Here is a 20,846-nt window from a genome sequence, read left to right on the forward strand (position 1 = left end):
ATGGCCAACGGCGACGCCGCCAGCCGGAGGCGCATCGCAAGAATGCTGCTCAAAGCGGGAGCCGATCCCAACGCCCAGCAGCAGGGAGGCTTCACGGCCCTCCATTCAGCCGCCCTTCACGGCGACAAGGACATGGCGGAATCGCTGCTCGAGCACGGCGCCGACCCCTCCATCCCCGCCGCCGACGGCCGCACCGCAGCCGGCTTCGCCCAGTCCCAAAACCACACCGACCTGGCCCAGTGGCTGCAAGCCAAGACCGTCGGTGAGTGAGCACCTTATGAAGGTTTCGATCACAGAGGCTCGTCGCAAGCTGCCCGAGTTGGTGCGTAAAGTCAAGAAGGACGCACACACCCGCGTTCAGATCACCGTTGACGGTGAAGTTGTCGCGGAATTGCGGAGTTGTCTCCACGAAGCCAGACCCGGCGCCGCGGCCGACAGACTTCTGGAGATCATGTCTAAGCATGAGCCTCTCAAAGGGCCGAAACGCGATATCTCCGGCGACTTCAAGCAACATCTCTACGGCAAGAGCGAGAAGTGACGCTGCCACCTCCGGTCCGCACAATGCGTTGAGTCGTCCTGGCGAACCGGAGGGCGAGGCGACGAATGCAGGGCCTAGAACTCCCCGTAGGTCGAGGTTTGGGTGCCGTTGGAGGCGGTGGTGAAGGAGTTGTTGGAGCCGGACTCCCATTGCAGGACGTTGCCGCCCGAGTCCTTCTTGATGCACTTCCACTCCACGTAGGTGTTGGCGGGCAGATCGTCGAGCACGGCCTGCCAGTAGGGATAGTGGTCGGGATTGAGGATGCGGGCGTTGGCCGTGTTCCAACTGCCCAAGGCGGAGATGCTGCCCACCACGTAGATGTTCTCGCCCCAGTTGGTGGAGCCGTTTTCGCACTGGAAATGGTTGTAGGACTTGCCCGAGTCCATGCTGCGCTTGGCGCCGATGTGGATGGCGGTGACGTCGTTTGAAGCGGTCTTGACCTTGGCCCATCCGCTGTTGTTGACCACCACGGTGCGTCCGTTGCAGGCGTTGGAGCCGTCGATTCCGCCCGAGACGGCTTCGCAGTACTGTCCGGCCGCCAGGTTGGTATCGAACCACTGATTGGCATCGGAGCTTTCCTTGTTGATCACCACCCAACCCTTGCTGCCGCGGGAAAAGGAGATGAGGTCGGTGCCATTGTCCCACCAGTTGGTGACGGATTCGCCCACCACGTAGTTGCGGAAGCCCACCAGGTTGGCGATGTAAGGACTGCGGTGCTCGCAGACCCAGTCGGTGGAGTTGCAGTCGTCGCCGCCGCCGCCGTTGTAGACGTCGTCGGTGTTGCCCGAGGAATCCGAAGGAGGTCCCTGGTTGAAGTCGCTGTAGTGGTAGCTGCTCATGGCGCGGGCGTAGCCGTAGGGCCAGGTCATCATGAAGGCCGAAGCCAGGTAGTAGTCCTGCCCGTCGGCGTAGTAGAGGGACCGCGAGGAGGAGTCCTTGCGCTGGGTGTCGTGGTTGTCGACAAAGACGACGGCAAAGGGCCCGTCGATCAGCCCTCCCCAGGAGGGATAGTCGAAATTCACCAGCCACTCCAGTTCCCCGGTCTTGAAGACGGCGGTGAGGTCTTCGCTGTAGGTGAATTCGGTGGTGTCTCCGATGGAAAAGTAGTCCGACTCGGGAATGGCGGAATCGGCGATGACTTCCTGGTAGATGTAAGGTTCGGCTCCCCCGGTGGTGTCGTCGAGTCCGCTCTTGATGGCGGACAGATCGGCCGGCGTGATGTGCTTGGCGGCGTCGATGCGAAAGCCGTCCACCCCCAGGGCGAGAAGATCGTTCATGTAGTCGGTAATCTTGCCCCGCACATAGCTGCTCTCGGTCTTCAGGTCAGCCAGGTTGAGCAGCTCGCAGTTGCGCACTTCCCAGGCGTCGGAGAAGTCCACGATGTCGTTGTCGCTGCCGCAGCCAGGAGGGCCGTAGAGGTGAAAGTCGCTGCTGCTGTAGAGCCCTTCGGTGTAGAGGTCGCAGTATTCGGTGCCGTCGGAGCCGTCGTCGCAGAACCCGCCCGTCAGGCGTCCCGTGGTGTGATTGATAACCGTGTCGACGTAGACCGAGACTCCCTGGTCCTTGCAGCGGTCGATCATGTCCACAAACTCGGTAAGGGTTCCCGAGCGGGAATTGTTGAGGGAGTAGGAAACCGGCTGATAGCGCTGCCACCAGGGATAGCCCTCGGAGGCCATCACGCGGTGCTCGGAGGGTGGAGAAATCTGAACCGCCGCGAACCCCTTGGGACCCAGTACGTTTTCGCACTCTTCGGCGATATCGGTGTATTTCCACTCAAAGAGCTGCACCATGGCGGTGCGGGCCGGATATCCGTATGGGTCTGACTGAGCCAGGGCGGCGGGGAGGGTAAAGGAAAGCGCAAGCAAGCAGAAAAGGCAGGTCAGGGATAGTCTGTTCATTCGATCCTCCAGTATCGTGTCCTTGGGTTGTACTTGCGCATACAGTCTCCAAATGATCTAGACAATTGTCCCAGAAACAGTGTCTAAAAACAAGTTTGTCTCGCCATCGCAAACAAGATGCCGCCGTAAGCTTGCAAAGCAGGCCGGGAAAGGTTGTGAGGGTTGTGAGTTGGGAATTGGAGCTTGGAAGCTTGGAGGTTGCCCCAAACGGGTCCCGGACGCCGAAGTCGCGCTTCGACGCCCGCGGACCCCGACGAGAGCCCCTTCTCGTCTGATTGCCTATGCTAATTGATCCGTCAACGGTTTTCTAGTCGGATACCCAACAGGCCTGAGTACCGCCAGCGGAAGCTGTCACGCTCACCCACCCCTATTCGGTGCTGGGCTCCAGGTCGAGGGAAACCGAGTTGATGCAGTAGCGCTCGCCGGTGGGCTTGGGGCCGTCGGGAAAGACGTGTCCCAAGTGGGCGCCGCAACGGGCGCAGTGGACTTCCAGACGGCGCATTCCGAATGACAGATCCTCTTCAAGCTCAACCTTGTCTTTGTCCACGGGCTGGTAAAAGCTGGGCCATCCCGAGCCCGAGTCATACTTGCTCGAGGAATCGAAGAGCACTTCCCCGCATCCGGCGCACTTATAGAGCCCCGGAGTCTTGGTGTCCCAGTACTTGCCGCTAAAGGCCCGCTCGGTGCCCTTCTCGCGCAGGATGTGGTACTGCTCCGGGGTCAGTTCCTTCTTCCACTCTTTCTCAGTCTTCTCGATTTTGTCGCTCATAGGCCTCCATTACTGGTTCTTGAAGGCGAAGAGTTCGGTGCGGGTGTTGAGGTAGAGGACGCCGTCCTTGGCTACCGGGGTGGTATAGACCGAGTTGCCCAGGTTGAACTCGCCCATCACTTCCTTTTCTTTGCCATGCTTGAGGATGACCACGTCGCCGTCCTCGTCGCCCAGGTAGACTTTGCCGTCGGCTACGAAAGCCGATCCCCAGACGGCGGCGAAGACGTCGTGCTGCCAGTACTCTTCTCCGGTGTCGGCATCCAGGGCGTAGAGAAAGCCCGAGAGGTCGGAGATGTAGACGATTCCGTCTTTGATGGCGGCGGTGGACATGGTGCGGTGGAAGTCGTCGCCTCCGCGGTGCCAGACCACCTTCTTGCCGGTGACATCGCCTTGGCCGGTGGCGTCGATGACCCAGAAGTTTCCGGGACCTTCGCCGTGCTCGGGATCCTGTCCCACGCCCACGTAGACGCGGTCATTGTAGAAGACCGGGGTGGAAATGATGTTGTTGCGGGTACCGGCTCCGCCCAGCACCCACTTGGAGTCCTTGGGATTGCAGTCGAACTTCCAGATCAGCTTGCCGGTCTTGGGCTCGAAGGAGTAGACCCAGCCGTCGCCTCCGGGAAAGACGACCTGTTCTCTGCCGCCGGCCACTCCGTAGGAGGGATTTGACCAGGATCCGTGCAGGATCTTGGTTCCGGGAGAAGCGTCTTCCCAGACCAGCTCGCCGGTGTTCTTGTTGACGGCGATGAAGCTGGGAGCGAAGGGGGCGGGCAGGTTGACGTGGCCCTCATCGACGCCGTTGCCGGTCACGGTGAAGACCAGATCACCCACCACCAGCGGATTGCCGGCCGCCAGGTTGTGGGGGAAGACGTCGAGTTCGTTGATCATGTCGAGCGACCACAGGATGTCTCCATGACCTTCCGAGGTGTACTGCTCTTCGGTGAAGGGACCGTCGTTGCCGTCCTTGAGTCCTTGCACGTCGGCGGCCACCACCTGGGCGCGGTTGGAGACGTACCAGAGGCGGTCGCCTTCCACCGCCGGACCCGAGCAGATGCCCTGCAGGGGCCAGTCGTGGACGCGTCCTTCGGGCAGCTTGTCGTGAACGAGCTGCCACAGGAATTTGCCGTCAGAGGCCTGAAAGGCCATCAAGTTGCCCTTGTCCCCGGTCACCTGGGGATCGCGGGGCTTCTCGTTGTTGGTGCCCACGTAGACGATGCCGTCGGCCAGCACCGGTCCGCCGTAGGACTGCGATCCCAGGGCCTGGCGCCACACCAGGTTGGGGCCGTCGGGATCGAGGTTGTCGGGCAATCCGGTCGCTTCGGAGATCATGTTGCGGGAGGGTCCGCCGCCGAACATGGCGATCTCGTCGGCGGCCGCCGCGGCCAGGGCTCCCGCCGCCAGCAGCAGGGCGCTTATCGTCAAAACCAGAACTTTATTATGCTTCATTCGTTTTCCACCACTTTCACGTTGTCATAGTAGACGGGAGTCACCGAGAAGCCGAAAATGCCGGGGCTTCCCGAGGTCACCGGATGAGGGTCTTCCACGGTGATGGTCCATTCAGCCGGCTCCTGCGTTCCCTTGGGCCAGACCTTGCCGCGGATGAGCGCTCTGTCGTCTTCCACGTCGACTCTCAGCTTCATCGTATACCAGCGCTCGGGCTCCCACTCGAAGGGCACCTCTTGGGCCATGCGCAGTTCAGAGGCCCAGGAGCGGACCTGAATCTGCTGCAGGGCGGCCATCATGTCCATCGTGTAGCCGCCATTGACCAGCCCCATGTCGGGGACGCGGCGGCCGGTCCTGGTTCCATAGAGGTCGGCCTGGATGGTGTAGTTGCGCCAATGGGCCGGTCCGATGAAGGAATCGTGCTTGTGGATGCCGCGCGGAGCCGGATTCTTGACCAGCACCTTGTTGCCGTCCTCAAGCTGCTTGACGCCGAAAAAGGCCAGGGCCCCGAGTTGATAGCCGGGACGCTGGTCCACCTCGATGGACTCGAAGTCCTCTTCCAGCGGCAGAGGCGAGTAGACCCGCACGTAGGCCTGATGGGTGAGGTCGCCGATAGAGGCCTGCACCATTCCGAAGCGGGAAGTGCCCTCAGAGGCGGGCCTGTAGTTGCCCTCGGCATCGATCTCTCCGTCCAGCCCCCGCAACGACCATTGAGCCTGACGCGCTCCCAGCGGAAAGCCGGCCTGGTCGAAGGCCATTGCCTTGAACGAACGGCTCTCGCCGCGCATGATGCGGACTTCGGCGGGGACCACTCGCAGGGTTGAGATGGAGATCTCAGCGGGTCCGGCGGGAGAAGGCAGCGGCGCCATTCCCGAGCCGGTGGCCTGGAAGGGGGCATCTGCGTCTCCAAGGCAGTAAATGCCGGCCTCGGTGGTGAAGTAGATGCGTCCGTAAGCGATGGCTGGCGACCCGTAGATTTCGGCGTAGCGCTCGCCCGACTCCACGTTGAGCTGCTCGATGTCGAGCGTCACGGCTCCATCGTCCCCGGGTTGGACGATGGCGAAGATGCCGTTGACCTCGGTGGCGTAGATCTTGCCGTCGGCCCACACCGGAGATCCCTTGCCCACGCGTCCGATGGAATGCTCCCACAGATGCCGGCCGTCGGCGGCGTTGAGGGCGTGCAGGTTGGCCGAGTTGTCGATGACGTAAATGCGGTCGTCCTTCTTGATCAGGGAGGAGAATCCCGCCGAGACGGGAGAGCGCCAGACTTCGTGGGTGGCGGTGACGTCGCCCGTGCCGCGGGCGTCGATGGCCACCGTCCGGCCCTGGGTGCCCTCGTCGATGTTCTCTTCGCTGTGGCTGGCGTAGACGGTGTGTCCATCCACCGCCACTGTGATGTTGATGGCGCGCTGGCTGAGGTGGAACTCCCAGAGCATCTCGCCGGTGCGCGCGTCGAGGCTGTAGATCCATCCGTCGCCGCCCCCGTAGACGAGCTGGCGGCGCCCTTCGATGACGGCCACGACGGGGGTGGACTGGCTGTTGAGATCGGCTGGCTGGCGTCCCGGCGAGGAGATCCAAAGGCCCTCTCCCGTGCGCTTGTCGAAGGCGAAAACCCGGTGCCGCGGAGGGGCCATCGGTCCCCAGGAGGCGTTGCTGAAGGTGACGATGAGGCGGTCCTCATCGACGATGGGGGTCTGGGTGCGTCCGCCGTAGCCGGAGTAAAAGCCCAGTTCTTCCACCAGGGACTTTTCCCAAACCACGCTGCCGTGGCGGTCCAGGCACTTGAAGGTGCCTGCCACTCCCTGAACGTAGACGTAGCCGGTGTCGGGATCGGCCGCCAGGTTGGGCCATCCCACGCGGTTCCAGGGCACCGTGGTCTGGTAGACGGTAAAGCGGTGCTCCCACAGTTGATGGCCCGTCTCGGCATCGTAGCAGGCCACCATTTCCTGGCGGTCGATGCCCTCGCCGATGCGTCCGTTGGCGCACACCCGCCCGTCGAAGACGACGGGAGTGGAGCGGCCGATGAAGGGTTGCTTCCAAATCAAATTCTCGCCGTCCTTGGACCAGGTCGAGATGAGTCCGGTTTCATCGGAGACGCCGTTCTGGTGAGGACCGCGCCAATGGGGCCACTCGGAGGCGGCGAGCGTCCCCGCGAAACACGCCAGGGCCAGGAGGATGGCGATCAGGTTCAACTTCAATTTCATGCTGGGATTCTCTCTCCTTTTGAAGCTCGCCGCAGAAGGCGGCGACGACAAGAGGCGACAACGGGTGCCGCAAAGACCGTGAGAGCGGTCTGCGGCATGTGCGAATAGTAGCACGCAGACCGTTGCAGAGCAAACCGGTCGAAACCCCAACCTCCTTGTTTCACAAGGGGTTAGCGGCGAGCCCAAGGTCCCCCGTTCCTAGTCACGCGCGGCCGCCTCTTTAGTTCCCGAATCGACAGCCGGCAGGATCGGCATCCGACTAGGAGCCGGAGTTGAAATCGAAGACGAATTGGTCGTCGCGGACCAACGGAACATCCGAGCCGGATTGCAGATGAAGGGTGACCGAATCGAGGTGGACCCGGGGTTGGAGCTTGGGGTGGTAGACGCGGTCGATGTGGACGACGGCGCGGGGGGAGGTGAAATCGGCCGGGGAAACCTGGCCTCCGAAATGGTCGCTGCGGCCGAAAGCGATGTGGACGGCCAGCTTCTCGTCGAGCAGGATGACGCCGATGGGATCGACCCCGAAGTCGGCCAGCACGCCGACGCCGAGCTCGGCCAGGTTGGCGTAAGCCGGTTCCTTCTCGATCAACTCGGCTTCGCGCTGCGAGACGGGCCCCTGGGTCTGCACCGCTAGGGCGCGGTTTTGGCGGATGACGTAGATCACCACCTCGTCGCCGAACTGAACCGGCAGCAGGCCCTCCGAGCGGCTGGGATCGCCGGGGCGCTCCCCTTCGTAGGGGACGATGTAGGTTTCTCCCGAGGGGAGGTTTCCAGTAGTGCCGGGCTCGGGTACCAGTCCGCCCGAGGCGGTGGACTGGCGATGGCGTAGGTCCAGGGTGAGGCCCAGTTGGCCGTGTCCTTGCACCCGAAAGCGGAAGGAGGCCCCAGCGGACTCGTCGAGCACCCGCTTGATCTTGCGGCAGCGCCGGTCGACTTCTACCCAGTCGAGCTTGAGGGCGGACATCATCTTGCGGTTGAAGCCGGGCATGGTCGCCCCGCGGAAACCGAAGCGGCGGGCAGCCTGTTTGAGGGGAGCAGTGGCCGAGAACTGGGTGGGGGCGATGATGATGGGAAAACGCCGATAGATCTCCTCCATGGCAAGGGAGGCTTGCCCGTCGACGTCCTCAAGGCAGGAAGGCAAGGAGTGCTGAGCGCCATGCAGCCAGGCCCGCTCCGGCAGATCGGCATTGTTGCTGCCGGTGTGGCGGTAAAGGTGGAGAGAGGCGCTGCGGCCGGTGCGTGAGGCCAGTTGGTCCAATTGCAGCGTCCACTCCAGAGCCAGTTGGCGCCGCTCGCGCCAGTCGTCGTTGTCCTCGATCTCTCCATCGGGAAGATCGGTCAAGAAGGCGATCTCCCTCTCTTCCGGCTGAGGCTGGAAGACCCGTTGAATCAAATCGTCCAGTTCACCCGCCGTCAAATCCGCATCTCTCGGAGATCCGTTGCCGCTCATGAGCCTACTTTGGCAGGCCTTTCCCCGGCCTGCAAACGAATTTTTCCGCCCCCGCCAAGTCGTTTTCCCGACAAAACGGCAGAAAAGGCGAAAAAAGTCGCCCGCCGATAGTTGACGAATAAACTATTTGTTCACGGGAAGTTAGCTTGAAAAACGGACCGCTAAGGCGAGGAAAGTTGCGGAAAACCGCCGGAAAACAGAAACCAAAAGGCAGGGTAAATCGTCTACAATCGGTGAAAGCCTACCAAAATACCCTACCAATGGAAAACGAACGGGGCGGGGACTTCGGTTCCCGCTCCGCCTCACTTAAATTGCAGGCGAGTATAGCACAGAGCTTTCGGATTCCCTAATTAATTTTCTGTCACGGATTAATTTCCCAGCCAGAAGTTTAGGATGTGCTAGAAAACCTCGACTTGGGGGTTGCCCTCGGTCACGCGATAGTGACGGTCGACGGCCAACGGATTGAGGATTTGCTCCATCCCGCTGCGGGGCCAGCGGACGCGGATTTCGTCGATACGATCGCTCTTGCCCAAGCCGAAATGCAGCCAGGGCATGTTCTGAGAGGCGTATCCCGAACCGGCCTGGACTTCCCTGATCCAGGTGCGCCCGCCTGCCGTCAGCGTCACCCGCGCACCGACGGGGTCGCGGGAGGATTCCGTCCCCACCAGGTCAAGCACGATCCAGTGATTGGGGGAGGAATCGCGCCGGCTTTCGTCGTCCTCTTCGTCACTGAACGGGATGCGGTTGGAGAGCAAGGCGGGCGGGCCCGAGAGTCTGGATACGGCGATATCGAGCCGTCCGCTGCGGGTGAAGTCGGCCAGGGCCACTCCCCGTGTCGGCCCGCTCACCGCGGCGCCGGACGGAACGCCAATCTCCCTGAAGGTTCCATCGCCGTCGTTGAGAAGCAATTGAGCGGAATCCTGGCCGAACCAGGGACGGCCGTCCCAGTGGGCGGGATGGAAGAGGAGTCCGCTGCGGAAGTCCCCCTGGCGATGCACCTTGGCGTGGAGAAAGTCGAGTTCGATATCGGGTTCCGAGGTGCCGGGCCGGCCGCCGGCCGCCATGAACAGGTCTTGATCGCCATCCGCGTCGAGATCGCCGAAGGCGGCACCCCAGATCCATCCCGAATCGAGCAGCCGGGCCGAGAAGGTCGAGTCGACGAAACCCGCCGGAGCCTCCTCTTCCGGGCCCGGAGCAGCTTCTAGAAGCAGTTCGCCATGATGGCGCGGAGTGAACACTTGACCCATTTCGAAGCCGGCTTCGGCAGTGAATTGGTAGATCAGCGAGAGCGCCTCGGAGATCGGGCTTTGGCGCATCGAGGAGAGCATGAAGGCCGCCACTGTGGGACCTTTTCCGTACCAGGCGTAGGGAGAAAGCACGCGTCCCGAGAAGAGATCGAGGAGGCCGTCGTCCTGAAAATCGGCCAGGACCGCGGAATGCCCCGAGCCGAAGCCCAGGACGCCTGCCTGGCCGGAGACGTCTGCGAATCCCTGCCGGCCCAGGTTTCGGTAGAGCACATTGCGTCCGTAGTTGTTGACCACCCACAGGTCGGGACGGTTGTCGTTGTCGTAGTCTCCCCAGGCCACGCCCAGGCACAGCCCCTGATCGGCCACCCCCGCCTGCGACGCAACCTCGTCGAAGGTGCCGTCGCCGCGGTTGCGCCAGAGTTGGTTGGGCATGCCGTTGCGGGAGTAGAAGGCTGGGGGAGACTGGCTGGCCGGATCGAGGTGGCGGCCCAGATAGAGATCGAGATGGCCGTCGTTGTCGTAGTCGGCCCAGGCGGCGGCGGTCACGCAGCATCCGCTGTCGAGTCCTGAGCGTCCGGTGACCTCGGCGAAGCTGCCGTCGCCGTTGTTGTGCCAGAGGCGGACGCCCTCGGCTCCTCCCGCCGTGGAATCTCCGACCAGCAGAAGATCGCGGTGGCCGTCGTTGTCATAGTCGGCCAGCAGTCCCAGCCGTAGTGGTCCCAGCCCTTCAAGGCCGGCTTGGCGGGTGACGCCGATAAAGCGTCCCCGGCCGTCGTTGCGCATCAGGCGCGGCAGGTCCCCGGGCAGGAAGAGGTCGATCCAGCCGTCGCCGTCATAGTCTGAGGCGCTGATCCCCGCTCCCCAGAAGCGGGCCATGGGATAGCCCAGGGAGGACGCGTCCGCCGAGGAAGCGCGGGCCGCAGCGTCCCCTTCGGAGTCCTCGGGGGAGGCGTCGGCACCCAGACCCGCAGCCCCGGCGACATCTTCGAAGAGGGGTTGTCCGGTCACCCGTTCGCCCGAGGTGAGGCGCATGCGGGTGATCTGCACCCGTTCCTGGACGGCGGTGAAATCCAGCGACATCAGCATGCGGTCGATGACGGTGACGGCCGGATCGCCGCGCCGCCCCACCACCCGCAGCCGCACCGAGGCCCCTAATGCCGAGTCCTCCTGCCACTGCTGAAAGTCGACAATATGAGCCTGGACGCTGTCGATGGACTGGAAGCCTTCCAGGTACCGGCGCCACTCCTGCAGCGCCGCCTCGCGCTCGGCGTCAGCCGCTTCGGCCAGGAAGGTGTAGGTGATCAATCCATGCTCTTCATGGGAAAGGGGAGGCGAGAGCAGTCCCAGGCGGGCGCCGCGGAAATCGAGCGCGTAGAGGTCCTGCAGCACCGAGAAGTCCTGTTGCGCCAATCCGCGGGCCCACATCTTCAGGGCATCGTCGACGGCGCGTCCGCGGCGGAAGTAGAGGCGCTCCTGGGCGTCGATCAATTGCACGCCCCCGTAAAGCGCCAGCAACAAGGCCGCCACTACCGCCAATCCGGGTATCCATTTTTTCCTGGATTTCATGGGAACGGCGCCGATTATACCCCATCCCCTCCCCTGCCTTGCCGCCCCCGGCGAGAGGATCGTGCATAATGACTAGCCTGAACCATGACTGAAAAGAATCCCTACAACGAGAATCCCCAAGAAGCGCATGAACCCGAAGAGGCACAGGAATGGGTGGATGAAGACGACACCGTAATCGGCACCGCCTTCCGCTGGTCGCTGCTGGTCATTGTGGTGATCGCCGCGGTGGGCCTCGGCATCTACTTTCTGAGCCGAGAGGACGCGCCGCAAGATACCGTCCGCCCCATCGAGACCTCCGCTCCCCGGACCCTGCAGCAGGGCGGCGAAGGCGTCCCCCAGGTCAGTTTCACCGACATCACCGCAGAGGCCGGCATCGATTTCTCGCATGAGAACGGCGCCCGCGGAGACAAGTATCTGCCCGAGACCATGGGCGGAGGCGTGGCCTTCTTGGACTACGACGGGGACGGCGACCAGGACCTGCTCTTCGTCAACTCCAGCGATTGGGCCTGGTCGGCCCGTCCCGATCCCGATCCGTCGCTGGTGCTCTACCGCAACGAGGGCCGAGGACGCTTCAGCGACGTCACCCGTCAGGCCGGATTCAACGAGTCCTTTTACGGGATGGGCGTGGCCGTGGGGGACTACGACGGGGACGGCGACCTCGACCTTTTCGTGACCGCCGTCGGCTCCAACCGCCTGCTGCGCAACGACGGCGGACGCTTCAGCGACGTCACCTCCAGAGCAGGAGTGGCCGGCGCGGACGATGAGTGGAGTTCCTCGGCTGGATTCTTCGACGCCGACGGCGACGGAGACCTCGACCTCTTCGTCTGCAACTACGTGCGGTGGACGCGCCAGATCGATCTCGACCTCAACTTCACGCTCAACGGCACCGATCGGGCCTACGGTCCGCCCAACAGCTACGCCGGAACCTATCCCTACTTCTACCTCAACAACGGAGACGGCACCTTCACCGACGCCTCGGCCCAAGCCGGAGTGCAGGTCGACAATCCGGCCACCGGCCAGCCCATGGCCAAGTCGCTGGCGCTGCTGACCCTCGACCTGGACGGCGACGGCGACATCGACGTGGCGGTGGCCAACGATACGGTGCAGAACTTCCTCTTCGAGAATCAGGGCGACGGCACCTTCCTGGAAATCGGAGACCTGGCGGGAATCGCCTACGACTTCAACGGCAATGCCACCGGGGCCATGGGCATCGACGCCGGCTATCACCGCAACACCGACGCCCTGGCCATCGGCATCGGAAACTTCGCCAACGAAATGTCCTCGCTCTACGTGTCGCAGGACGAACCCATGTGGTTCGCCGACGAGGCCATCGGCGAGGGCATCGGCTCTCCCTCCCGCCTCAGGCTCAGCTTCGGACTCTTCTTTTTCGACTACGACCTGGACGGACGCCTCGATTTGCTGCAGGCCAACGGCCACCTGGAAGAAGAAATCACCGAAGTACAGGCCTCGCAGACCTATGAGCAGCCGGCTCAGCTCTTCTGGAACCAGGGCAATCCCGAGGCGGCGGTCTTCGCCGAAGTCGACCCCCAGACAGTGGGCGATCTGGCGCGTCCCATCGTGGGACGGGGCGCCGCTTACGCCGACATCGACGGCGACGGCGACCTGGACGTCGTTCTCACCCAGACCGGACGGCCCCCTCTGCTGCTGCGAAACGACCAGTCGCTGGGCAATCACTGGCTGCGCGTGCGTTTGCGCGCTCCAGCCCCCAACGTCCACGCACTGGGAGCCTGGGTAGAGGCGACCTCGGCCGGAATCCGCCAACGCCGCCCGGTCATGCCCACGCGCAGTTATCTCAGCCAAATGGAACTGCCCGTCACCTTCGGGCTGGGAAGAAACGCCTCCATCGAGTCGCTCAAGGTCATCTGGCCCGACGGCAGCGTGCAAGAAGTTTCCGACGTAGCCGTCGATCAGGAAGTGACCATCATCAAGCAGCCATGAAGATTCACACCATCGATCTCCGCTTTCAGGGCATCGAGCAAGCCATCGCCTCCTACCTGGTGGAGGCTCCCCAGGGTCCCGTGCTGGTCGAGTGCGGTCCCGCCTCCACGCTGGACCGCCTGCGCGGCGAAATCAGGCGGCTGGGATTCAGCGAGGACGACATCCGCCATCTGCTGGTCACTCACATCCATCTCGACCACGCCGGAGCCGCCGGCTGGTGGGCCCGCAACGGAGCCACCGTCTACGTCCACGTGATCGGAGCCCGTCACCTGGTCTCGCCAGCGGCGCTGCTGAAAAGCGCCGCGCGAATCTACGGCGACATGATGGACAAGTTATGGGGCGAGGTGCTTCCCTGCCCCCAAGACAAGGTGGTTTCACTGCGGGACGGCGACGTCGTGGAGGCCGCCGGCGCCAAGTTCACCGCCATTCAGACCCAGGGCCACGCCCGCCATCACCACACGTTCCGCCTGCAGGAGGTGGCCTTTACCGGAGACGCCGCCGGCATCCGCCTGCCTGGAAGCACCCTGGTCGAGCTTCCCGCCCCGCCGCCCGAATTCGACGTGCCGGCCTGGAACGCCACCATCGACCGCCTGCGATCAGAAGACTTCAGGGCCATCTACCCGACCCACTTCGGCCGTGTCGACGAGGCGGACCAGCAACTCACCTCCCTCAAGCAGCTCATCCAGGACTCGGCCCGCTTCGTACGCGAACGCATGCAGCGCCTTTCCTATGAGGAACTGGTCAAAGCCTATACCGAATGGAATATCGAGAGGGCCCGCAGTTGCGGCACCGACGAAGAAATCATCACCCGCTACCACACCGCCAACCCCCTGGAAATGTCGGTAACCGGCATCCTGCGCTACTGGCAGCAAGCCGCCCAGGCCTAGTGCTGCCGGTCATGAGTTCTGTGAAAGCGCAATCGGCGCTCTTCAGGGTCGGCCCGGTAGGGATGGCGTTGAGCGCCCTGCCGCCAGGAATCACGGATGCTTTGAGAGGGTGTCGCAAAAGTACAGTCCCAACCAGCCGCAAAGCGTCTCCAGGAGCACTATATTGCTCTTTGAGAACCCCGAAGGGGTGCAATTTGTTTAGCCCAGGGTAAAGCGAGGGTGCGAAGCGCCCCGAGCGGCACCCTGGGTTATGGAAGTAACTCTAAAGGAACCCTGAAAGGGTGGAATAACGGGCCATCGAGGTGTCATATTGAGGACTTTTGCGACACCCTCTTGAGGGAACACTTGAGCCGCGGGTCGTCCCGCAAGCTGGGCTCGATGGCCGCCAGGTCGAGGTAGACCCTCAAAAGCGAAGAGCCGGTAGAGCCGCTCGGCGGAAGGGATCAGCGCCCGCGCACCATTTCAATGTTGCGGGCGGCTTGCTGAGCGGCGTTGGACTCGGGGAATTTGAGGGCCAGTTGCTGGTACCACTCCTGGGCCTGATCGAGCTTGCCCTCCTGCAGCAAGGCGGTGACCACGCCCAGCATGGCCTTATCGCATTGGGACCCGTCAGGGAACTCCTTGAGGCAGCGCTCGAAGCTCTTGCGGGCCTTCTTGTTCTCGGCCATTTTGAGGTGGTTGAGGCCGATCCATATGCGCAGGTTCTCCTTCAATTCGGGCTTGGAATCGGCTTGCTTGCTCTTGACCGCCCGCTCCAGGTAGCGGTTGCTCAAGTCGACCACGCCCAAATCGCGATAGTACTGGCCGATTCGGGTCAGCGCTTGCAGGTCCTTGCCGTCCTTGTCCAGGATGGCCAGCCACTCGCTGATCTGGGAGAAATCTTCGGGGAAGGCCTCCATCATCGAGATCAGGCTGTTGGCGTGAAGATAGCCCTCGTGGCGGTTGATGGCGTTGCCCCAGGGGTCGGCAAAGACGATGGTGGGCAAGACATTGACTTGAAAGCGGCGGGCGGTACCGTTGTCCCGGTCCGTGTCCACCGAGATGAGGACGAATTTCTTGGAAAGCTCGACGACCTTGTCGTCAGGCCAGACCTCGCGTTCCATTTGCCGGCAGGGCGGACACCAATCGGCCCAGAACTCGATGATCACGGGACGGCCCAACTCCTTGGCCTGCTCAAGTCCCGTGCCGTAGTGGCGCACCCACTCCACCTCGCCGGAACCGGCCACCAGACTTGGCGGGAAAAGAGCGCAGAGGAGAAAGAGACAAAGAAGAGCAATGCGGGGGGTCATGTCGGACTCCTTCTTTGAATCAAGGCGTGATCCGTCAAAAACCAATCTTGATCTCAATCAGTATACCTGCCGTGCATGCTTTCACCAAATCAAAGACGCGCTGCGGCGACTCGCAGGCACAAAAAAAGGCCCCGGTCCCGTCGTGAACGGCCGGGGCCAAGGTGGTTCAATGTGGTGGCGAGGGGTTCCCCGCTCTTCCACGACGGAGACTCTGAGCACTAAGAGACAGGGCATTGTTGAGCGGCGTCTTCTCCTCTGTCGAGACAGTAATCGCCCGGCGTGGGACTGCAGTTGATACAGCAAGTTCCGTTTGCCTGACAGGCGCCTTGTCCGCCAGCGCAACCTAATTCATCGCAACCATCCGAATAGCAAGCGTTTTGGCCGCCGACCTGCGTAATGAGGCCTATCGTGCTCAGTAGCATTAGGGCCAGAATACAGAGTATGATTCTTTTCATTCTCTTACCTCCTATTGACTTGGGGCATTGATACTTATTTTGACAGTTTCATCCCAAAAATCCTTCTCGAGGCTCACGGCATCCCACGACAGTTCTGCTTGGTCGAGGTAGAATTCAATGAGGGACTTGTTGAAAGGCTGGCCCTTCAGTGAGCGAAGGGGCAAAAGCTCAGGGAGTTCGGGGGGAAAGATGACCTCTCCAACCTTGTACCTGGGGCCGCGCTCAACAACGATATCGAATTCGAACGAGGCCGTGGACCGGTTCTTTGCTACCTCAATCCCTCTTCGAAAGTCGAGAAAGCCTTGATCTCGATGGCTTCTTGCCATCTCGCTCAGAACGGACCTCAGCCGCGCGACGTCTGCGGGCATGCCGGGTTTCGAGGCCTCCTCCAGCGCCCGGACGATCTCCTCATCTTCCGCAAGTAGCGAAATGGAACCAAAGGTGTATTGCGGTCCTTCGGTAATCTGACAGGAGATGTGGACGGGGGCTCCAAGGGAGATGTCGATTTCAGTGAGCTGAAAATCGAGATACCCGTGCCTGTCGTAAAAGGTATCGAGGCCGGCCGAAACTAGCTTGGCCAATTCTTGCTCTTCCGGCATCTCAAAGGGCAGAGCGATCGAGGATGCCAGCACGTTGGCCGCGAAGCTGCGGTTTCCTCGGAAGGAGAAGACGTAACGGGCTCTTCTTGCCTGACCAGGCAAAAATCGCGCTTCCTTAGACGATCGTCTTTCGGAGTCGGTGGTTCCGGCCTCCGTAGAATCTTGGGCCGAGAAACCTCCTCGGGCAGGCCCCACCGCCTCGCGTTCGGTAGTCTCCCACTGAACGCCCTGATACTGGCGATAGATGACCAAGCCCAACATGAGGCACAGGACGACAAGGAATACGATCAGTACGGTGAGTCGCGGCCGATTCATGAACCTACCTGCACCCGAGTTTGGAGGTTGCGCCAACTTGGAGCAATGAAGTCGCCACCGAATGCGGACCCCAAAGAATCTCGAACTGAGCTGAAGATTCCTGCCCGGGAGTGAGCCGTAAGCGGAGTTCATCCTGAAACTCGGCGGTTGCGCGACTACTCATCGGGATGACAAGGGTCTCACCTTCTTCGGCCCGATACTCAATGCCCCTTCCGATCCGTGTGGCGAGAAGTGACCATTGGCCATCGCCGTCATGTCGTAGGGAAAGAAAATACACTCCGGGCTGTACAAGCACATCGGCGCCAAAAACGACGTCGCTGTTCACTTTCATCCTCGCCGGCATTCCCTTGCCGATCGACCAGACAAATCCTCTGGGGAGGACGTCCAAGTCGCGGTTGACAAATAGGGGTTTGGCGTAGTCAAGCCCTAAGATGAGTTGGCCGCACCTTTCCATGGACGTCCGTGCGCGCTTTCCTTCCACAATCGACGAGTACTCGAAATCGGCGGTCACTAGATCCTGATTCGATCCCACATGCGACCCTAGCGATGTCAATTCCTGTGAGAATCCGAATGACTGGTAACTGAGGAACCAGCCAGTCAGAACTATCGCGAGAAGTGAAATTCTCACCTTTCCTGTTTTGTACATATGTTTACTCCTTATTTATCTAGCCTTAGTTATAAAAATAGCATCGCATCTAAAACCAAAACCTGTCAACAACAATATGCTTCCTTCTTCTCATACAAAAATCGGATACGTGACAGCATGTGCGTGGCCAGGCGGCAGTTGTGCTGAAATCGCGAGAATGAGGAACGAACCGTCCAGCTGAAAGGCACAAAAAAAGGCCCCGGTCCGTCGTGAACGGCCGGGGCCAAGGTGGTTCAATGTGGTGGCGAGGGGTTCCCCGCAGGGGGGACTGCCCGTTAGCGCCACGCGCTAAAGGAGGCCTCTTACGAGGTCGCCACCTCCATCAAACTCCATAAATTACTGCTACTCACTAGATCACCTCCTTTCCGGGCGTTCCCACAATCGGCGGAACCCCTTTCCGCCCGGCCCCTCGACCGCCCGAGGTCGACCGGAACCGCCATCTCGGCGATGGACCTTGATACTTATTCTGCCTCTAACCTCTGACAAGTTCAAGCAAAAACCGCCTGAAACGACCTCGGGCTTGACCGGGCCTAGCCGCCGGTAGCGGTTTCGACTTTGTCCTTGCCCATCTCCTCTTCCTCGACAGGCTCAGGGCGCTCGATGTCCAGGTGCCGGTCGATCCAGCGCTCCTGGCGGCCTTGCAGGTCGATCACGTGGTTGGGCTCGCGGATGCCGTGACCCTCGCGCGGGTAGCGGACGAAGATCACTTCCTTGCCCATCTTCTTGAGCGCCGTGTAGTACTGCTCAGCCTGAGCGATGGGCACGCGCTGGTCGCGCTCTCCGTGAGTGATCATGAGAGGCGTGGTGACCTGGGAGGCGAACTCATAGGGCGACCACCTGGTGTAGACCTCCTTGCGGTCCCATCCGTGCCCTCCGAAGCCCCATTTCAGGTACTGGGGAATGTCGGTCTGGCCGTAGAAGCTGTACCAGTCGCTGATGGCGGCGTGTCCGATGGCGGCTTTGAAGCGGTCGGTCTGGGTGACGGCCCAGAAGGTGGTGAAGCCGCCGTAGCTGCCTCCCATAATGGCCATCTTGTCGGGATCGGCGATGCCCATCTCGATGACCTTGTCGACGCCCTTCATGTCGTCGGAGTGAAAGTCCATGCCGCCCCAGTCGTTCTGATTGAGCTGGGTGAATTCGAATCCGTAGCCGGTGCTGCCGCGCGGGTTGGGCTGCAGGAGGGCGAATCCGCGCGCGGCCCAGAGTTGGGAGCCGCGGTTGTTGAAGCCATGGCTGTGGCGTCCCGTAGGTCCGCCGTGGATCTGCAGGATGAGCGGATAGCGCTGTCCTTCCTGGTAGTCGAGGGGCAAGACCAGCACGCCCTCGATGTCGAGCCCGTCCTCGGCCTTCCAGCTCAGGGGACGCGACTCAGCCAGGGCGAAGTCGGTGATCTGGGGATTGACGTCGGTCAACTGGGCCGCGTCGGAGGTATCGGCAGCCGCCTGAAGCGGGCGCGTCCACAAGTCAGAGGGGCGCAGCGGGTCGTTTTTAAGGTAGACCAAGCCGCTGCCGCCGGGAGAGACTTCCACGGCGCCGCCGTCCATGCCCGTGCCTCCGATGAGCATCTCGGGCGAGCCGCCGCTGGCAGAGACGCGAAAGAGGTGAGTGTAGAGTCCCTCGGGCTGGGTGTAGAGCAGCCACCGGCCGTCCGGCGTCCATTTGGCCCCGCCGATGGAATCGTCGGCATCGGGCGCGGCGTTCCAGCTCCGGCCCGACTCTAGTTCCAGCACCATGAGGTCGCTCTTGACGGCGAAGCCGGCCTCTTCGCTGGCGCTGAAGGAGAGCCGCCTGCCGTCGGGCGAGAAGCGGGGCGAGGACACCTGTCCGGGACCGGGGGTCAGGTTCTTGCCCGGCCCTGCTTCTTCGGCGTCCAGCGAGAGCAGGTAGAGATCCGATTCCAGGTTGTCGTCGATGTGGTGCCAGGAACTGGGCTGGTCTCCCTGCTGATCGTAGACGTAGACGACGTGTTTGCCGTCAGGAGAAAACTCGGGATTGGAGGCGTCGAAGGCGCCTTCGGTCAGGCGCCTGGCCTCGGAGCCGTCCAGGGCGATGTGCCAGAGCTGGGTCCATCCATGGTCGGCGTCCACCACCACGGCGTCGTCTTTGTCCTTCTTGCGCCGCTCGCGGGTTTCCTTGTCGAAGTAATGATCGCGGCTGGAGTAGACGATGGACTTTCCGTCGGGAGCCCAGGCATAGTCGCTGACCCCGTTCTCGGCCTGAGTCAGGCGGTAAGGTTCGCCGGCGCTCAGCGGCAGCAGCCAGATCTGTCCCCCCTCGGTCTTGTCGTCCTCGCCGTCCTTGCGGCTGGAGACGTAGGCCAGAAAGCGTCCGTCGGGGGACACCCGGGCGTTGCCTACACCCTCGTCGTGACGGGTCATCTGCTGGGCCTCGCCTCCTTCGGCTGGGACGCGCCACACCTGCGTGAGGTAGCGGTTCCCTTCCCGGTCCCACTCGCGCAGCGAGTAATAGACCCACTCGCCTTGCGGTCCCCAGAACGGGTTGCCCACGTTCTTGAAGGCCAGCGCGTCTTCGATGGTCATGCGCTTGTCGCCGGCCGACAGGGCCGGTCCCTGCACCACCAGCAGCACGGCCAAGAGAATCGCGGACAGGGTTGCCCCGCCCCCGCAAAGGTCTTTCCAATCGCGTTTCATGAGTGTCTTCTCCCTGGATGAAATAGCATGCATTCGCTGCTGAAAAGGCTAGCCGATCAGAGGCCCGCAGGCAATGTTCCGAGCTTTGAATGTGCAAGCGGACCGACCGGGAGGCCGAGGATTGTCGCCGGCTTGAGAGATATGCTTTCATGGTTGCCATGGGAAAGGAATCGAAGGCGGTTCAAGCAGCAGGTTTGGCCATCGTCCTGCTGGCATTGCTGGTTCTGGCGGCGGGACCGGCGGGAACGCATTGGGGACTGTGGCGTCCGCTGACAGGATTCATCCTCTTCATGGGCGCGGCGGTCGTGGGAGGCGTGCTGGGACTCATCCTTTCCCTGGCCGGGCTGTGGGCCGCCCGTGGCGCCAAGGCGGGCAGCGGAGCCGCCAAGTCGGCCCTGCTGCTTTCGCTGGCCATGCTGGCCGTCATCGTGGCGGCGGTGGCGATGGGCTCGCGCGTACCGGCCATCCACGATATCGCCACCGACATGGAAGATCCGCCGGCCTTCGAGCAAGCCGTGCATATGCCCGCCAATGGGGGACGGGATCTGGCCTATCCCCATGGAAGCCCTGACACGCCTGCCTTGCAGCGTGAGGCTTATCCCGACATCGAAACCTTGCGGCTGGAAGCGGCGCCCGCGGAAGCTTTCAAACGGGCCCTGCAGGCCGCCCACGACCTGGGTTGGTCGACGACCTGGTCGAATCATGCCTTGATGCGATTCGAGGCTTATGACCGGACGGCTTTTTTCGCCTTCGAGGACGACGTCAGCGTACGTGTGCGTCCTCACCCCCAGGGCGGATCGATAGTCGATGTCCGATCCACCTCACGGGTGGGGCGAAGCGACTTCGGTACCAACGCCGAACGCGTCCGCAATTTCCTGAAACGAGTGGAGAATCCTCCCTCATCGTAAGAATTCCCAGAGGAGCGCGGAA

Annotated in this window: 15 protein-coding genes; 5 read left to right on the top strand and 10 right to left on the bottom strand. The window is 62.2% G+C overall.

The window, feature by feature from the left end; genetic code table 11:
* Nucleotides 1-270: ankyrin repeat domain-containing protein (locus tag VLU25_22365; protein HSR70686.1), on the top strand; the 270-nt coding region annotated here is incomplete at its 5' end.
* Nucleotides 271-277: 7 nt separating this feature from the next.
* Nucleotides 278-538 (top strand): hypothetical protein, encoded by a 261-nt coding sequence (locus VLU25_22370; protein HSR70687.1) that lies wholly within the window; start codon nucleotides 278-280, stop codon nucleotides 536-538.
* A 74-nt stretch (nucleotides 539-612) separates the two neighbouring features.
* Here VLU25_22370 and VLU25_22375 read toward each other — a convergent pair whose 3' ends face one another.
* The 6 genes from VLU25_22375 to VLU25_22400 all read right to left on the bottom strand — a co-directional run bounded on the left by VLU25_22375 (nucleotide 613) and on the right by VLU25_22400 (nucleotide 11,115).
* On the bottom strand, nucleotides 613-2,436 hold the full coding sequence (locus tag VLU25_22375) for a carbohydrate-binding module family 20 domain-containing protein (GenBank protein ID HSR70688.1): 1,824 nt from the start codon (nucleotides 2,434-2,436) through the stop codon (nucleotides 613-615).
* 367 nt (nucleotides 2,437-2,803) lie between these two features.
* On the bottom strand, nucleotides 2,804-3,205 hold the full coding sequence (msrB, locus tag VLU25_22380) for a peptide-methionine (R)-S-oxide reductase MsrB (GenBank protein ID HSR70689.1): 402 nt from the start codon (nucleotides 3,203-3,205) through the stop codon (nucleotides 2,804-2,806).
* Between the two features lie 9 nt (nucleotides 3,206-3,214).
* Nucleotides 3,215-4,651, bottom strand: coding sequence for a PQQ-binding-like beta-propeller repeat protein (locus tag VLU25_22385; GenBank protein HSR70690.1), 1,437 nt, complete (start codon nucleotides 4,649-4,651; stop codon nucleotides 3,215-3,217).
* Complete coding sequence (locus VLU25_22390; protein HSR70691.1) at nucleotides 4,648-6,852, bottom strand: PQQ-binding-like beta-propeller repeat protein; 2,205 nt, start codon at nucleotides 6,850-6,852, stop codon at nucleotides 4,648-4,650. Before VLU25_22390 ends, VLU25_22385 begins: the two co-directional genes overlap by 4 nt.
* Nucleotides 6,853-7,111: 259 nt before the next feature.
* Nucleotides 7,112-8,302 carry a hypothetical protein gene (locus VLU25_22395; GenBank protein HSR70692.1) on the bottom strand — a complete coding sequence of 397 codons (1,191 nt, stop codon included), beginning with the start codon at nucleotides 8,300-8,302 and terminating at the stop codon, nucleotides 7,112-7,114.
* Nucleotides 8,303-8,700: 398 nt separating this feature from the next.
* A complete protein-coding gene (locus VLU25_22400; GenBank protein HSR70693.1) occupies nucleotides 8,701-11,115 on the bottom strand; it encodes a CRTAC1 family protein in 2,415 nt (804 codons plus the stop codon).
* An 84-nt stretch (nucleotides 11,116-11,199) separates the two neighbouring features.
* On the opposite strand from VLU25_22400, the gene VLU25_22405 reads away from it, so the two are divergent.
* Together VLU25_22405 and VLU25_22410 are read left to right on the top strand one after the other, a co-directional pair.
* The gene (locus VLU25_22405) at nucleotides 11,200-13,074 is read left to right on the top strand and encodes a CRTAC1 family protein (GenBank protein HSR70694.1); all 1,875 of its coding nucleotides are present in this window, start codon (nucleotides 11,200-11,202) and stop codon (nucleotides 13,072-13,074) included.
* On the top strand, nucleotides 13,071-13,961 hold the full coding sequence (locus VLU25_22410; GenBank protein HSR70695.1) for an MBL fold metallo-hydrolase: 891 nt from the start codon (nucleotides 13,071-13,073) through the stop codon (nucleotides 13,959-13,961). Before VLU25_22405 ends, VLU25_22410 begins: the two co-directional genes overlap by 4 nt.
* Before the next feature lie 443 nt (nucleotides 13,962-14,404).
* On the opposite strand, the gene VLU25_22415 is transcribed toward VLU25_22410, so the two are convergent.
* The 4 genes from VLU25_22415 to VLU25_22430 all read right to left on the bottom strand — a co-directional run bounded on the left by VLU25_22415 (nucleotide 14,405) and on the right by VLU25_22430 (nucleotide 19,916).
* Nucleotides 14,405-15,250: a thioredoxin family protein gene (locus VLU25_22415; GenBank protein ID HSR70696.1), complete on the bottom strand. Its 846-nt coding sequence runs from the start codon at nucleotides 15,248-15,250 to the stop codon at nucleotides 14,405-14,407.
* Nucleotides 15,251-15,716: 466 nt separating this feature from the next.
* On the bottom strand, nucleotides 15,717-16,619 hold the full coding sequence (locus VLU25_22420) for a hypothetical protein (protein HSR70697.1): 903 nt from the start codon (nucleotides 16,617-16,619) through the stop codon (nucleotides 15,717-15,719).
* Nucleotides 16,620-16,623: 4 nt separating this feature from the next.
* Complete coding sequence (locus tag VLU25_22425) at nucleotides 16,624-17,265, bottom strand: DUF2911 domain-containing protein (GenBank protein HSR70698.1); 642 nt, start codon at nucleotides 17,263-17,265, stop codon at nucleotides 16,624-16,626.
* Nucleotides 17,266-17,795: 530 nt separating this feature from the next.
* Complete coding sequence (locus VLU25_22430; protein HSR70699.1) at nucleotides 17,796-19,916, bottom strand: S9 family peptidase; 2,121 nt, start codon at nucleotides 19,914-19,916, stop codon at nucleotides 17,796-17,798.
* A 149-nt stretch (nucleotides 19,917-20,065) separates the two neighbouring features.
* Here VLU25_22430 and VLU25_22435 point away from each other — a divergent pair, with 149 nt between their 5' ends.
* Nucleotides 20,066-20,824, top strand: a complete 759-nt coding sequence (locus tag VLU25_22435) for a DUF1499 domain-containing protein (protein ID HSR70700.1) — start codon at nucleotides 20,066-20,068, stop codon at nucleotides 20,822-20,824.
* Nucleotides 20,825-20,846 lie beyond the last annotated feature (22 nt).

The sequence above is a fragment of the Acidobacteriota bacterium genome, assembly GCA_035471785.1.
Classification (GTDB): domain Bacteria; phylum Acidobacteriota; class UBA6911; order RPQK01; family DATIPO01; genus JANQFM01.